Source organism: Pseudomonas saxonica (assembly GCF_007858365.1).
Lineage (GTDB): Bacteria > Pseudomonadota > Gammaproteobacteria > Pseudomonadales > Pseudomonadaceae > Aquipseudomonas > Aquipseudomonas saxonica.
Genome location: NZ_VFIO01000007.1, coordinates 226,837 through 238,304 on the forward strand (window position 1 = coordinate 226,837; position 11,468 = coordinate 238,304).

Annotated in this window: 20 protein-coding genes; 15 read left to right on the forward strand and 5 right to left on the reverse strand. The window is 54.7% G+C overall.

What is annotated here, in order from left to right; translation table 11 throughout:
• Positions 1-80: 80 nt before the first annotated feature.
• The 3 genes from FJD38_RS17660 to FJD38_RS17670 form a co-directional block, all read right to left on the reverse strand.
• Positions 81-527, reverse strand: a complete 447-nt coding sequence (locus tag FJD38_RS17660) for a hypothetical protein (RefSeq protein ID WP_146386596.1) — start codon at positions 525-527, stop codon at positions 81-83.
• 386 nt (positions 528-913) lie between these two features.
• Positions 914-1,378, reverse strand: a complete 465-nt coding sequence (locus FJD38_RS17665) for a hemerythrin domain-containing protein (protein WP_146386598.1) — start codon at positions 1,376-1,378, stop codon at positions 914-916.
• Between the two features lie 625 nt (positions 1,379-2,003).
• On the reverse strand, positions 2,004-2,816 hold the full coding sequence (locus tag FJD38_RS17670) for a LexA family transcriptional regulator (RefSeq protein WP_146386600.1): 813 nt from the start codon (positions 2,814-2,816) through the stop codon (positions 2,004-2,006).
• Between the two features lie 79 nt (positions 2,817-2,895).
• On the opposite strand from FJD38_RS17670, the gene FJD38_RS17675 reads away from it, so the two are divergent.
• The 10 genes from FJD38_RS17675 to FJD38_RS17720 all read left to right on the forward strand — a co-directional run bounded on the left by FJD38_RS17675 (position 2,896) and on the right by FJD38_RS17720 (position 8,734).
• Positions 2,896-3,120 (forward strand): Cro/CI family transcriptional regulator, encoded by a 225-nt coding sequence (locus FJD38_RS17675; RefSeq protein ID WP_425281170.1) that lies wholly within the window; start codon positions 2,896-2,898, stop codon positions 3,118-3,120.
• An 84-nt stretch (positions 3,121-3,204) separates the two neighbouring features.
• On the forward strand, positions 3,205-3,627 hold the full coding sequence (locus FJD38_RS17680; RefSeq protein ID WP_146386601.1) for a phage regulatory CII family protein: 423 nt from the start codon (positions 3,205-3,207) through the stop codon (positions 3,625-3,627).
• A gap of 61 nt (positions 3,628-3,688) precedes the next feature.
• Positions 3,689-4,450 (forward strand): phage antirepressor KilAC domain-containing protein, encoded by a 762-nt coding sequence (locus tag FJD38_RS17685; protein WP_146386603.1) that lies wholly within the window; start codon positions 3,689-3,691, stop codon positions 4,448-4,450.
• Complete coding sequence (locus FJD38_RS17690) at positions 4,450-5,268, forward strand: YdaU family protein (protein WP_146386605.1); 819 nt, start codon at positions 4,450-4,452, stop codon at positions 5,266-5,268. Before FJD38_RS17685 ends, FJD38_RS17690 begins: the two co-directional genes overlap by 1 nt.
• Positions 5,258-6,070: an ATP-binding protein gene (locus FJD38_RS17695; protein ID WP_146386607.1), complete on the forward strand. Its 813-nt coding sequence runs from the start codon at positions 5,258-5,260 to the stop codon at positions 6,068-6,070. The genes FJD38_RS17690 and FJD38_RS17695 overlap by 11 nt, the downstream gene beginning before the upstream one ends.
• Positions 6,070-6,285 carry a TraR/DksA C4-type zinc finger protein gene (locus FJD38_RS17700; RefSeq protein ID WP_146386609.1) on the forward strand — a complete coding sequence of 72 codons (216 nt, stop codon included), beginning with the start codon at positions 6,070-6,072 and terminating at the stop codon, positions 6,283-6,285. Before FJD38_RS17695 ends, FJD38_RS17700 begins: the two co-directional genes overlap by 1 nt.
• Complete coding sequence (locus tag FJD38_RS17705) at positions 6,278-7,144, forward strand: hypothetical protein (RefSeq protein WP_146386611.1); 867 nt, start codon at positions 6,278-6,280, stop codon at positions 7,142-7,144. Before FJD38_RS17700 ends, FJD38_RS17705 begins: the two co-directional genes overlap by 8 nt.
• A complete protein-coding gene (locus FJD38_RS17710) occupies positions 7,141-7,557 on the forward strand; it encodes a recombination protein NinB (RefSeq protein WP_146386613.1) in 417 nt (138 codons plus the stop codon). Before FJD38_RS17705 ends, FJD38_RS17710 begins: the two co-directional genes overlap by 4 nt.
• Complete coding sequence (locus FJD38_RS17715; protein ID WP_146386615.1) at positions 7,557-8,156, forward strand: recombination protein NinG; 600 nt, start codon at positions 7,557-7,559, stop codon at positions 8,154-8,156. The genes FJD38_RS17710 and FJD38_RS17715 overlap by 1 nt, the downstream gene beginning before the upstream one ends.
• A complete protein-coding gene (locus tag FJD38_RS17720; protein ID WP_146386617.1) occupies positions 8,153-8,734 on the forward strand; it encodes a hypothetical protein in 582 nt (193 codons plus the stop codon). The genes FJD38_RS17715 and FJD38_RS17720 overlap by 4 nt, the downstream gene beginning before the upstream one ends.
• Positions 8,735-8,982: 248 nt before the next feature.
• Here FJD38_RS17720 and FJD38_RS17725 read toward each other — a convergent pair whose 3' ends face one another.
• Both FJD38_RS17725 and FJD38_RS24805 read right to left on the reverse strand, forming a co-directional pair.
• Positions 8,983-9,222 carry a hypothetical protein gene (locus FJD38_RS17725; protein ID WP_146386619.1) on the reverse strand — a complete coding sequence of 80 codons (240 nt, stop codon included), beginning with the start codon at positions 9,220-9,222 and terminating at the stop codon, positions 8,983-8,985.
• Positions 9,209-9,544 carry a DUF6555 family protein gene (locus tag FJD38_RS24805; protein ID WP_405596035.1) on the reverse strand — a complete coding sequence of 112 codons (336 nt, stop codon included), beginning with the start codon at positions 9,542-9,544 and terminating at the stop codon, positions 9,209-9,211. The genes FJD38_RS17725 and FJD38_RS24805 overlap by 14 nt, the downstream gene beginning before the upstream one ends.
• Positions 9,545-9,641: 97 nt before the next feature.
• Between FJD38_RS24805 and FJD38_RS17735 the strand changes: the two genes are divergently transcribed.
• The 5 genes from FJD38_RS17735 to FJD38_RS17755 are packed head-to-tail and all read left to right on the forward strand — an operon-like array spanning position 9,642 to position 11,468.
• Positions 9,642-9,971, forward strand: a complete 330-nt coding sequence (locus FJD38_RS17735) for an MFS transporter (protein ID WP_146386689.1) — start codon at positions 9,642-9,644, stop codon at positions 9,969-9,971.
• Positions 9,968-10,312 carry a hypothetical protein gene (locus FJD38_RS17740; protein ID WP_094987751.1) on the forward strand — a complete coding sequence of 115 codons (345 nt, stop codon included), beginning with the start codon at positions 9,968-9,970 and terminating at the stop codon, positions 10,310-10,312. The genes FJD38_RS17735 and FJD38_RS17740 overlap by 4 nt, the downstream gene beginning before the upstream one ends.
• Before the next feature lie 49 nt (positions 10,313-10,361).
• Positions 10,362-10,553: a hypothetical protein gene (locus FJD38_RS17745; protein ID WP_047275933.1), complete on the forward strand. Its 192-nt coding sequence runs from the start codon at positions 10,362-10,364 to the stop codon at positions 10,551-10,553.
• Positions 10,550-10,855: a hypothetical protein gene (locus FJD38_RS17750; RefSeq protein ID WP_146386623.1), complete on the forward strand. Its 306-nt coding sequence runs from the start codon at positions 10,550-10,552 to the stop codon at positions 10,853-10,855. The genes FJD38_RS17745 and FJD38_RS17750 overlap by 4 nt, the downstream gene beginning before the upstream one ends.
• Before the next feature lie 13 nt (positions 10,856-10,868).
• The gene (locus FJD38_RS17755) at positions 10,869-11,468 is read left to right on the forward strand and encodes a hypothetical protein (protein WP_094987749.1); all 600 of its coding nucleotides are present in this window, start codon (positions 10,869-10,871) and stop codon (positions 11,466-11,468) included.

Below are 11,468 nucleotides of genomic sequence, written 5' to 3' on the forward strand. Positions count from 1 at the left end.
GGGTCAAGAACTGCTAGACAGTCAAAAGCCCGCCGAGGCGGGCTCTGATCAGGATCTTATAATCGTTTGAGCTTAATGCTTTACGACGTCACGCTGACGGTGCGATTGCGTTGCCAGCGTTGCATCAACCAGTAAACTCCGCCAGCAATGAGGAAATTGAACCAGCCCCACATCACGCAAGCGGCTGCAGTACTGAGAAAGAATACGGAGAAGTAGCGGACAACGATCTTTACCCAAGTCTCACAGTTCGCGGCTGATCGCCATATCCCTACGAATGTGACAAAGGCGTAGAGACCTACCGGAACGGCTACGCCGCGAATGGCTGCCAAAGTCCAGCCAGCGCCACTGCTTTGGTCCCCGCTCAACACATACGACACGTAGGAACCGGCGATACCGAGCACAATAATTCCGCCAATCGCGCCAAACCCCCAAAATGCTTGGCTTACTGTGTATCTACCAGCGAATAAATTTGTTTTTAACAATTTATGGCCAAACAGGCCGACCAAAATGGCCAGAACGATTCCCATCTACTGCTCCCCGAGATTACGGCTAAGTGCCACTATATGTGTCGGACAGACCATTTGAATCTTTAATGAGTGCGCAGAAAATTATGTACTCGCGCACTAAGTCCGATGGATTCAGCAGGGTAGAGCTGTGCTTGTGAGCTGAGGTGTCTCCGCACAAGAGGCGCGAAACGCTGTCGAGGTTGAGGGCAGAAACATGAAACTGGCGGGCTGGGCATCTGTCGCATAGAAAAGGCCCGTCTGCGCAACAGGCGGGCTAACACCGAGAGGTTGGACCCTCTACTTGGTGTTTGGATTCTAGGCGGGGCGTGGAGGATTGCAAGGGAGATACAAGAAGCCCGGCGATGGGCCGGGCTCATATGTTCGAGTTGTTTCTGTATAAGTATTACCTACGCTGCTGCAAGAGTCTTTTTTAGAGAGGCTTTCATAGTCACCATTTCTTCACCTAGCTCTTCGAGTTTCGCCTGACCTAATAGCTTTTTGGCTTTGGGAAACATGTCTGTTTCCTCCTCTTCGATGTGATGCTCAAGCAGTTCCTTTACCACCTTTACTCGTCCTGCAAATTCAGGTGATGTTGGATCGGTCTCTTTAAGGTCGGGAAGCACAAGTGAATCGACTGTCCGGTGCTCCTCTTTTGCCTCGTAATACATCTCCGCTTCGTCTTTACCGCCGGCTGCTTTAAAAGCTGGATAAAGGATTTCTTCCTCAAGTTGAGTATGAATAGTAATTTCCATCTCAAGTTTTTTTAGAAGATCGGAGCGTGTCTTGACTGCGCGATCAGTTGATTCGCTCAACTGGGTCAGTATGGCTTTAACTTTCTCATGGTCGGCTTTCAAAAGATCAATGGCGTTCATTTGCTGCCTCACTATCACGGATGTTTTTCGCCAATCTCTGTCGGCGAGGTCTGCGTAGGTCTCGCATTAACTGTGCCATTGTTGAGGGAGTACTAAATTCTTATAAATCAGAGCGTTAGGTGTAATAGTGGCTATTGGCACTCATGCAGACTGCACGGCGTCGGCATTTGTATGATGCAATAAGCCATGCTCATTGTTTCGGTACCTAGGATCGAATGAGTTACCGTGGATAGAGCTGGCACAGGTAACGAAGCGAACTACAACTAGACTGCCGACCACAACAATTGTTTCTTTGACGCATCCATGAACTGCTGAGTGCAGTGATATGGCATTTGGAAAGCAGGTGTTGCTTGATGGGAAAATAAAAACCTTTAAAGGAATCTTATCTATGCAAAATGTCTTGGCCAATATTCGTTTTTTGAGACGCTCAAGCTACCTAGTCAGCCTCCCGCGCGCATAATTCCTCCCGGCTTCACCTCATCCGCATACCCCGCCAGCCGATCCCCCCCAGCCTGAAACACGGCGCACATCTTCAGCTTTGCGGCGGATCACTTCAGGTCTGAGGCGATACCCCGCAGGTCGCGCTTGAGTTCTTGATTGGGCTTGGTGAGGGGCATGGAGCCTCCTACAAGTCTCCGCCACGCCAGATGACTCGGCCGAGGATGCGATGCTCATTAAACTCGCTTCGAGAAATAACGCGATCTGGGTATTCGCCGCATTCATTGTTGTCGCTGCGGAGAATCCAGTCGCCGATTGGCGTCTGTATTAGGCGCTTCACAATCGCGCCTTTTTCCGCACCAACCAGAACATAAATTTGTTTGTTGGTAGGCTCGACTTTCGACCTATCAATCAGCATCACATCACGATCGCTAATGGTGGGCCACATGCTTTCGCCTTCGGCGTAGATGACCATTAGGTTTTGTGGGTTTGCCCCTTTCGCTCTCAACCAGTCACGCTTGAAGGCAAGAGTGGTGCGAATCTCAACGTGCGGGTTTTCACTCCCCAGACCAGCGGCTGCGCTTGCATCGTACTGAGGGATGAAGGCGTATTTATCCTCTACGGCCTCGACATCATCACCAGCAGGGAAGGGGGTGTTGGCGGGAGCAGTTAGTGCTGAATCTTTGTGCGGGAATGAGCCCTGAGAAGGCGTCAAGGACGAACTCAACTTTTCAAGCTGCTCAGCCAAAACAGGGCTGAAGTCGGCCACTGGAACCTCAAGCATGCGAGCAAATACTGCTGCAGCTCGCAGGCTCAAGGCTGTCCGCCGGTTCATGAAATGACTCACTGCACCCTGCGTCACTCCGTCGCCTAGCTCGGCCGCAATCTTTTCTTGGGTGAGTTTTAGCTGCCCGCGTTTTTTCTGAAAAATTGCTTTCAGGCGGTCACTGTCTTCCAGCTGCCAATCGGCAAGAGGGAGTCTTCGAGAGTCTTTAGTCATTAGTGAATCTTATTACCTGCGGTATTCAACCAGCCAATATCGGCGGTATTGACTGTAAACAATACCGGAGGTCATACTGATGGCTAGTAATTACGTTGAGGGCGTCGCCATGCGTCGTATCCCGCTTTCTGATTTCGCTAAAGAGCACGGCCATACCAAGGCTGCGCAGATGCTTGGCTGCACCCAGGGTGCTCTGAGCAAAGCTATCCGAGTCGGTCGCGATGTAGTCGTGACCTGTAACGAAGACGGGAGTCTTTCGGCGCTGGAGCAGCGTCCGTTTCCGTCCCAAAAAACCGCCGCTTAAAGCAACTCCTACAGCTGCGCTGCGGAACAAATTTTCGCCGACTCCTTGGCAGGGCGCCACGGAAACAGAATTGAGGTTTTACGAATGGAAGATTTTCTGCGGGCCTGCCAGGGCGCTGTTCTGGATAACGAGGCGAAGACGCTGGCGGCAAAGATGGGTGTTGCGCATGTGAGCCTACTTCAGCGTGCCAACCCGGATAACGATGCCCATCACCTAACGATTGAGCATCTGTACGGGATCTTGCTGCACACAGGCGACATGCGTCCGCTGATAGCTCTGTCCCATGAGTTTGGTTTTGATTTGATCGCGAAGAACGCTCCAAAACCTCAAGAACTCACCAAATCAATGATTGGCGTCGGCAAAGAGTTTGCCGACCTGACCATCGCTGTGCACGAAGCCCTGCAAGACGGTCGGGTGTGCCAATTCGACAAATCCACCATTCGCCGCGAAATCAGCCACATCCGAGAAAGCCTGGATGTGATGGATGAGTCAGTGAAGGTCGCCTGAATTTCAGACACAAAAAAGCCGGGATTACGGCCCGGCTCATTGCTAAATCTGCGAGTTAATAATGAATCCACAATCGAATCTCGTCAATACCCCTTCACGTGTCGCGACACGTTTTGTCGAAACTGAAAACGTGTCGCGCACCGTGACCATGAGCAGCTCGGAGATTGCCGAGTTGACAGGAAAGCTTCACAAGAACGTTATCCGTGACATTCGCGAGATGCTCGCCGAGCTGCAAAAAGATGGCTCAGATCTGATCCATGTCCGAGAGACAAAGGACGGGCGCGGGTACACGACGCTTTTCGAGCTGGATAAAGAACTGACAGAAACGCTCCTGACCGGTTACAGCATCCCGCTTCGCCACAAAGTGATCCGTCGACTCAACGAGCTGCAGTCGAAGCTCGAAGGCCCGCGGGTGATTGCGACCCTTCCTGACTTTTCCAACCCCGCAGCTGCGGCTCGCGCCTGGGCAGAACAGTTTGAGCTTCAGCAACAAGCCAGCCAGGCCCTGATTGAGGCCGCCCCAAAAATTCAGTTTGTAGACCGCTATGTCGACTCGACCGGCCTTAAAGGTTTTCGCCAAACCGCCAAACTGCTCAAGGCCAACGAATCCCGCTTTCGTGAATTTCTGCTCGACAAAAAAATCATGTACCGCATGGGTGGTGAGTGGCAGGCCTATCAGCCTCATATCGACGCAGAGCGCTTTGAAGTCAAAGCCGGCACCAGTGACAGCGGTCATGCCTACAACCAGTCCAAATTCACCCCCAAGGGCGTCAACTGGGTGGCTGGGTTGTGGGCGCAATACAACCTTGAGGGGGAGCTGTAATGCATTACTTCAAACGCAATATCGGCGACTACCACAAGAAGGCTGGCCGTCTCTCTATGGTGGAGCACGGTGCGTACACGCTTCTGCTTGATGCGTGCTATGACCGGGAACGCTTCCCTACTATGGAGGAGGCTATTGACTGGTGTTGGGCCAGGTCACCAGAAGAAATTTCAGCTGTAACCTTCGTGCTGAGTAAGTTCTTTGAGCTGGTTGGCGGTCGCTACGTTCAAGCTCGAATTCAAGATGAGGTCAATGCTTATCACGCAATGGCCTTGAAAAATAGAGAGATTGCCGAGAAGCGAGAGGCGGATAAACGCACGAAGCGTGCAGGCGATAGCACGAAGCGTGCACCAGTCGTGAACGAATCACCACCTAACCAAGAACCACTAACCACTAACCAAGGACCAAAAGATCAACACCACTCTCTCAACGCGGGCGAAGAAATTCCGCAGATTGAGTTTGAGCCAGAGCCTGCTCCGGAACCTGTCAACCCAAAGGCCCCGGTTGAAATGACCCTGGACTGGACGCCTGACACCAATCTCCTGAAGACCTACTGCGTGCATTTCGGTGTATCCACTGACCTATTCACTCGAGAGGCTGTTGCCCCGTTCACGGCTCACCACGAAACGGCTGGAACCCTGAACACTCAATCCAAATGGGTATCCCTGCTGGTGAAGTGGGTCAAGGACGACAAGAACCGCGCCAGTAACGTCCGCCAGTTCGTGAAGCGTGAAACCCCGTCCCGCCACACCGGCTTTGCCGAGCGCGACTACACCGCCGACCTGATTCAACGAGAGGATGGCACCTATGCGCTCTGAAAAAATCGTTCAAATCACAGATGCCGTTACGAGCACCAACGTTCGCGTCCAACCAGCAGACTGCGAGAAGCACGGGCCTTTCGAGCAAAAGGTAACTGTGATCCTGAGTCGTGAGCTGAAGGGTGGTTGCCCTGAGTGCATGCGAGCCGCTGCCGCTGAGCGTGAAGCGAGCGCTCAAGCCGCTGCCGCGCACGAACTGCGCCTGTCCTTGACCCGCAAGCTTGGGGATGCACTGATTCCGAAGCGCTTCCAAGGCAGTAACTTGGAAAATTACGTGGTCGAGCATGGCGAACAACGTCACGCCTTGAAATTTTGCCGTCACTACGTCGCCGAATTTGACCGGATGTACGAGTCCGGGCGCTGCATGGTGCTGATTGGCAAGCCAGGTACTGGCAAAACCCATCTGGGCGCAGCAATCGCAAACGAGCTGTTGCACAAAACCTCCCGCACAGCCGTGTACCGCACCGTCGGTGCAGTTCTGCAGGCTATCAAGGCGACATTCGACCGCAAAAGCGAGCGAAGTGAATCAGACATCCTGTCCAGCCTGGTCAACCCCGATCTTCTGGTTCTGGATGAAATCGGCGTTAGCAAAGAGCAGCCGAGCGACTTCGAGCTAACCACCCTGTTCGCAATCATCAACGGACGTTACGAGCAGCAGCGCCCAACAGTGGTGATTACCAACCTTTCCGCTGGGCAGTTGCCGGGCGCTATGGGTGAGCGCTGCGTGGATCGTTTGCGCGAGGGTGGCCTGATCGTTGTTCCGTTCAACTGGGAATCACACCGCGGCAAGGAGATTTTTTAATGGCTGATGACGTTGATTTTGCAGAAGCGCGTATCGAGAAAGAGCTGGCATCAGCCCTTGCTGCTCGCGTGATTTACAGTGGCGAAAGCGCCCATGAATGCGAGTGCGGCGAAGAAATTTCCGAAGGTCGTCGCCTGGCAGTTCCGGGTGTTCGGGACTGCATTACCTGCGCCGAGCGGGCTGCGCTGAAACTGCGAGGTGTTCGTCGTGGCTGAGCATTCCGAGTTGAAGAGGCTGACTGAGTCGCTGAATCGCGCTATCGAGCAGGCCGAACACAAGCCGGGGCAATGGGCTGAGACAGCTCAAAGCATGGGTGGCATCTGCTGTGCTGGCGAGCCGTTTCAAATTGGTAAAACTTGGGCCAAGGAAGAGCCGTGGGCTCACTTCAGCTTCAAGCGCGATTCATGGCTGGCAGTAGCTGTCGTCAATGCGTTGCCACAGCTAATGGCCCTGATCGCTGAGAACGAAGCACTAAAGGGGCCGCATGACTGGCTGGCGGAAGACTTGATCAAGGAGCTCGTCGACAACGCCCAGTCCTTTCAAGACAACTTGGATCATGGTGAGAGCGATCCGTTTGCCATCGTTCTGCTCGCGGCTGCATCACGTATCCGCCGACAGGAAGTGAGCATAGACAGGTACCGCGCCGAGAACGCTGGGCTCAAGACTGGCTTCGAGGCCTACGAGCTGGTTAATACGGAGTTGAAGGCTGAGGTTGAGAAGCTGCGCGATGATCTTGAACAGAAAGAGTACGACGCCAACGCTTGGCGAAATGGCGAAGAGTCGGTTTGGATCGAGGTCTTTAACAGCGATGGCGATGATCCGTTCATTAGCGCTATCAGCGGCCAGATCACCGTCGAACAGTTGGTCTTGATTCAGGCCGAGATCCTTGAGTATCGGGAGGACTATTTCGAGAAGGGATCAGGCCTTTACATTTTCAGGTGTGACCACTGTCAGGCGCATTACGACAACGTAGGCATGACGGAGCCAGCGCACTGGGAGACTAACTTGGAGTCATACAGTCCTTTCCCGTGGGAAGAAGAGAGCGCCGCCATGGACAAGGGAGAGCAGCCATGACTGACCTCATGCTCCGCAACGAATCTGACCGAACTCGCGCTATTGGATACCTGCATGGTCTTGACCTGGCCAAGCCCAAGAAATTGGCGATCGTCGATCAAGACCGCAATGGAGAGCAGAACAAAGTGCTCCACAAGCTGCTGACTCAGGTTGCCGCCCAAGTGGAATGGCACGGGCAAAAGCTCTCTGTCGTCGTCTGGAAGCGTTTGTGTACCGCCGCATGGCTTAGGGAGGACGGACACTCTCCAATGCTGGTACCGGCGCTGGACGGCCACGGTATCGACATGATTTTCGAGCATACGTCAAAGCTGAGCGTTAAGCAGTGCGCAAGCCTGATCACTTGGGTGGAAGCGTTTGGCTCGCAAAATGGTGTCAAGTGGTCTGCCCAGGATGTGTGGGGAGGGCGGTACTGATGCTCGCGATCAAGCAACGCAAGTTGAAGAAGTGCCGGGTCGCTGAATGCGGGGCCTCATTCGTCCCTGCGCGCCTTGGCCAAGCAGTGTGCAGTCCGGCCTGCGCGATTCTTGATGCTCCAAAGAATCTGGACCGGGCCGTCAAGTCGCTGGCCCAGGTTGGGCGCAGGGAGATCAAGGTCCGCAAGGAACAGTTGAAGAGCAGGGCGGATCACTTGCGGGAGGCTCAGGCCGCGGTGAACGAGTTCATCCGGCTGCGTGACGCACACCTGCCGTGCATCAGTTGCGACTCGACGCCGAGCGACAACGACCTCATGACGGGTAGTCGATGGGACGCCGGGCATTACCGATCTGTGGGCGCCTGCCCTGAACTGCGTTTTGAGCTGCTGAACATCCACCGGCAGTGCGTGAGGTGCAATCGCAACCTGTCAGGTAACGCCGTTGAGTACCGCATCCGCTTGGTGCTTCGCATCGGCGCCGAAAAGGTGGATTGGCTGGAAGGGCCTCATCCGGCCCGCAAGTACACCGTAGACGAGATAAAGGTCATCAAGGCCGACTACCGCGCAAAGAGCAGAGAACTGAAGAGGGCAGCAGCATGAGAATTGACTCGGCACGTCAGGCTTGGCATGACTGCAATTACAACCCGGCCCCGGGCCAGACCTCCGATGCAGCTGAGTTAGGTGTGGTAGTGCAGGGCACTCAACGCGGGCCTACAGCTAATCACGCAGTGCACGGGGCTTTGGCCGGGCAGATCCAGTCAGCAATTGCTCGCCTGCACTTCCAGCTCCGCGCATTCGGCAATGCCATGTATGCCGCCGAGCCATGCGCCGATGACGTGGAGGATGCAGAGCAAGCCGTGTTCAACCTGGCGTGCTCGCGCGTGGAGCGAATGACGACTAGTAAGCGGGAGCGTGCTGAGTATGTGGCCAAGGGGGTGTTCCGCCGATATCGGTATATGCATCAGGGTGGGCAATCGGCGAATCCTGATCCGATGCGCAAGCCTGAAGTATTTCGGGCGTGGCTTAAGGCTGAGTACGATATTGGACTGATCTCGGATCGCTGGGGGCGAGATTGGGAGCCTTTTGTGCAGTTGTGCTTCGATGCTTGCTATGACATTGATGCTAAAGCCTTGTGCCCAATTGGCGGGGTTATTTACCAGATGAAAGAGGCCGCTTGACTTCCCGCCCGGCTGACGGCATCATTTCGCCATAGTTAGTATTTTGCCTACGGCAACTTGCTCTGAAAACCCGGCCACTGCGTCGGGTTTTTTATTGCCCAGAAAAAGCCGATCCACTGCAGCCAGAGCAGCCTTCGGGGCGTCTGGACAATGATGAGCCGGATGTGCGTTGCTCCGGACAAGCACCGATATCCTGCGCACCCTAACCTCTGAGGCTTGTAAGGAGGAGCAACACAGGGCTGCCAACGTTATTCTTTCCAAGCTTGTTGGATGCGCATCCAATCCAGCCACGCCACTTGACGCTTCTCTTCAGCGGCTTTTTTGGCTTCTGTAAATCGCTTCCAAACCTCAGGGCTATCAAAACCATCGGCGATGATCACGTAGGCAGCAGCCTCGAGCCTATCAGCTTCGAAAAAGAGACTGGCATTGAGAGTGATCTGCGCCTCCCAATATTCATTCTTCGCGAATCTAAATCTAACTGTGTTCATGTGGTTTGCACCCGTGGACAGATCCAGGACCGCGCCAATGCACCTCGGTAATACCGAGTCTTTCAGCCATTGGCTTTGAGAATAGCTTGAGTGGAGGCTTCCCAGGCTTGGGGATGGGCACTGCACCGGCATCACAGCCTGCCCATTGCCACGCATCTTCATCAGTCAGGTGCAATGCCCGGATTAAAAGTTTTTTGGGAGCTCCATGAAGTTTGTATTCAATGGTGAAAATGTGCTCTTGACTCATGTCGATTCCAGCTCCAGCTGATGACGGCTTTGACGTCTTAGTCTCTTTAATTGTCCGACAATCAGCAGCGCTCATAATTCATTCATATTTGGGTTGCGACGCTTTTGACCTAAAGATCCAAGCTCTGCTTGCCCCGGATCATTTATTAATCATGCCCCACGGAGTCGAGCGCATGGATTTTCTGCACCGCCTGCTCGACAGGCTCGACCTCCTGATAGCGGGTCTATTAGGGGTGATCGTCGCAAGTTGGTGGCACAAAGATGACCTGACCGATTGGCGGGCTTGGATGATCTTCTTGATCACTGGGGTTTCCTGCTCGCTATATCTGACAGGAATGGTGAGTGCTTACTTGGGCGTAACTGAGCCAAGCATTGTCGCTGGCATTGGCTTTCTGCTGGGCACGTTCGGCGGCTCGCTCCTGGCAGCGATCAATCGAGCTATTAAAGCTGCCGACCTTTGGGCGCTTATCCGTCAGAGGTTCGGGGGAGGCAATCCACCATGAATCTTGAACTGATCAACTCCATTGCCTGCGGCCTTATCGCGGCCTGGGCGACCTGGTGCGTACTGAGTGGGAAGGTCAGAGACGGCATCCTCGGTAAGCTGATCTATTCGGCGATCGCTATCAGCGGATTTGTCGTGATGGCGCGCAACCAGAATATCTTCTTCGGGCCGACCACTGCCGGTCTGACGCTGCATGTGTCCCTGGCCCTGGCCGGTGCCCGCCACATCTTCATGGTCACGTACTGGCAGCGGGTGAAGGGCTGGCTGTGCCGGACACTCAACTGCGAGCACTGCCTGCACTGTGACAAGGCGCCAGGCGGTATAGATCGCCGGGGCAAGTAATCCGCGCCACGATTTGGCGCATTCGAAAACGTGGCGCGAGGTTTTGCAGATGAGCAACGTCACCCGCCTGCGCCACGCGCTCCCACTGAGCCAGGACATCAACCTCGCGGTGAGCGCTCTCGACAAGGCTATTGCCGAAGCCGTGGACGCAGCCAAGTCTGCCGGATTGCCTCAAGGCCTGATCGTTGGACTGCTCCACGGCCATGCCCACGCACAGACTCATCAGATGGTGATCGAATGACCGTCAAGGTTCTGGAGTTCAAGCGCCCCGGCGATCCTCACTCGTCCGGTGAAGCCATCTGCGCCCACTGCAAGCATGAATGGGTGGCTGTAGCGCCTGCTGGCCAGCGGAATCTTGAGTGCCCGGCCTGTAGTTCGCACCGAGGCGTATTCAAGTGGCCCTATGGTCCGTCCGAAGGCGATGAGGGCTACCAGTGCAATTGCGGCTCCGAAGGCTTCTTCATCATGCGCCGGGGCAAGCAGGCCAATGGCGCGGTGTACTGCCGTGGTTGCGGCACAGAGGCCACTGGCTGGTTCCAATAATCAAGGATTCCCCATGACAACCAAGCAACCCGACTGGGAGGCAATCGAACGTGCCTACCGGGCTGGTTCGCTTTCCATCAGAACTATCGCAGAGCGCCAAGGCGTAAGTGACACGGCGATTCGTAAGAAAGCCAAGGTTCAAGGATGGGCGAGAGACCTTTCCGACCAGGTGCGCAAAGAGGTTCGCAGCAAGCTGGTTCGCGGAGAGGTTCGCAACGACCAAGGCGCGAACTGCGAACTTGACGCAGAGATCATCGAAGAGGCCGCAGAAGAAGGGGCCCGGGTGGTTCGCAGCCATCGCCGAGACATTCGGAAGGCGACGAACCTTGCGAACCTGCTGATGGATGACCTGCTCAATACCATCCAGCGCCGCGAAGAGATCGAAGACGCGATCATCGATGAGACGGGCGAGGACAATAACGGTATGCGCCGGGCCTCGATGCTCGCTGCTGTCGCGCTACCCAGCAATTCCAAAACCTTGTTTCAGCTTTCCTCTGCAATGAAGAACCTGCAGGTTCTGGAGCGTCAGGCATTCAGCCTGGACGAGAAGGAGAAGACGGACGACGCCGACGAGATCTCGAAGATGATGGACGAACTATCACAGGACGCTTGA

What these genes read in the sequence shown, in the direction of transcription:
- FJD38_RS17675 (WP_425281170.1), top strand. Translation starts at nt 2,896, where the DNA reads ATGGCTAGTAATTACGTTGAGGGCGTCGCCATGCGTCGTATCCCGCTT.
- FJD38_RS17715 (WP_146386615.1), top strand. Translation starts at nt 7,557, where the DNA reads ATGCTCGCGATCAAGCAACGCAAGTTGAAGAAGTGCCGGGTCGCTGAA.
- FJD38_RS17745 (WP_047275933.1), top strand. Translation starts at nt 10,362, where the DNA reads ATGAGCAACGTCACCCGCCTGCGCCACGCGCTCCCACTGAGCCAGGAC.
- FJD38_RS17700 (WP_146386609.1), top strand. Translation starts at nt 6,070, where the DNA reads ATGGCTGATGACGTTGATTTTGCAGAAGCGCGTATCGAGAAAGAGCTG.
- FJD38_RS17750 (WP_146386623.1), top strand. Translation starts at nt 10,550, where the DNA reads ATGACCGTCAAGGTTCTGGAGTTCAAGCGCCCCGGCGATCCTCACTCG.
- FJD38_RS17690 (WP_146386605.1), top strand. Translation starts at nt 4,450, where the DNA reads ATGCATTACTTCAAACGCAATATCGGCGACTACCACAAGAAGGCTGGC.
- FJD38_RS17670 (WP_146386600.1), bottom strand. Translation starts at nt 2,816, where the DNA reads ATGACTAAAGACTCTCGAAGACTCCCTCTTGCCGATTGGCAGCTGGAA.
- FJD38_RS17660 (WP_146386596.1), bottom strand. Translation starts at nt 527, where the DNA reads ATGGGAATCGTTCTGGCCATTTTGGTCGGCCTGTTTGGCCATAAATTG.
- FJD38_RS17740 (WP_094987751.1), top strand. Translation starts at nt 9,968, where the DNA reads ATGAATCTTGAACTGATCAACTCCATTGCCTGCGGCCTTATCGCGGCC.
- FJD38_RS17695 (WP_146386607.1), top strand. Translation starts at nt 5,258, where the DNA reads ATGCGCTCTGAAAAAATCGTTCAAATCACAGATGCCGTTACGAGCACC.
- FJD38_RS24805 (WP_405596035.1), bottom strand. Translation starts at nt 9,544, where the DNA reads ATGAGCGCTGCTGATTGTCGGACAATTAAAGAGACTAAGACGTCAAAG.
- FJD38_RS17665 (WP_146386598.1), bottom strand. Translation starts at nt 1,378, where the DNA reads ATGAACGCCATTGATCTTTTGAAAGCCGACCATGAGAAAGTTAAAGCC.
- FJD38_RS17710 (WP_146386613.1), top strand. Translation starts at nt 7,141, where the DNA reads ATGACTGACCTCATGCTCCGCAACGAATCTGACCGAACTCGCGCTATT.
- FJD38_RS17680 (WP_146386601.1), top strand. Translation starts at nt 3,205, where the DNA reads ATGGAAGATTTTCTGCGGGCCTGCCAGGGCGCTGTTCTGGATAACGAG.
- FJD38_RS17720 (WP_146386617.1), top strand. Translation starts at nt 8,153, where the DNA reads ATGAGAATTGACTCGGCACGTCAGGCTTGGCATGACTGCAATTACAAC.
- FJD38_RS17725 (WP_146386619.1), bottom strand. Translation starts at nt 9,222, where the DNA reads ATGAACACAGTTAGATTTAGATTCGCGAAGAATGAATATTGGGAGGCG.
- FJD38_RS17735 (WP_146386689.1), top strand. Translation starts at nt 9,642, where the DNA reads ATGGATTTTCTGCACCGCCTGCTCGACAGGCTCGACCTCCTGATAGCG.
- FJD38_RS17755 (WP_094987749.1), top strand. Translation starts at nt 10,869, where the DNA reads ATGACAACCAAGCAACCCGACTGGGAGGCAATCGAACGTGCCTACCGG.
- FJD38_RS17685 (WP_146386603.1), top strand. Translation starts at nt 3,689, where the DNA reads ATGAATCCACAATCGAATCTCGTCAATACCCCTTCACGTGTCGCGACA.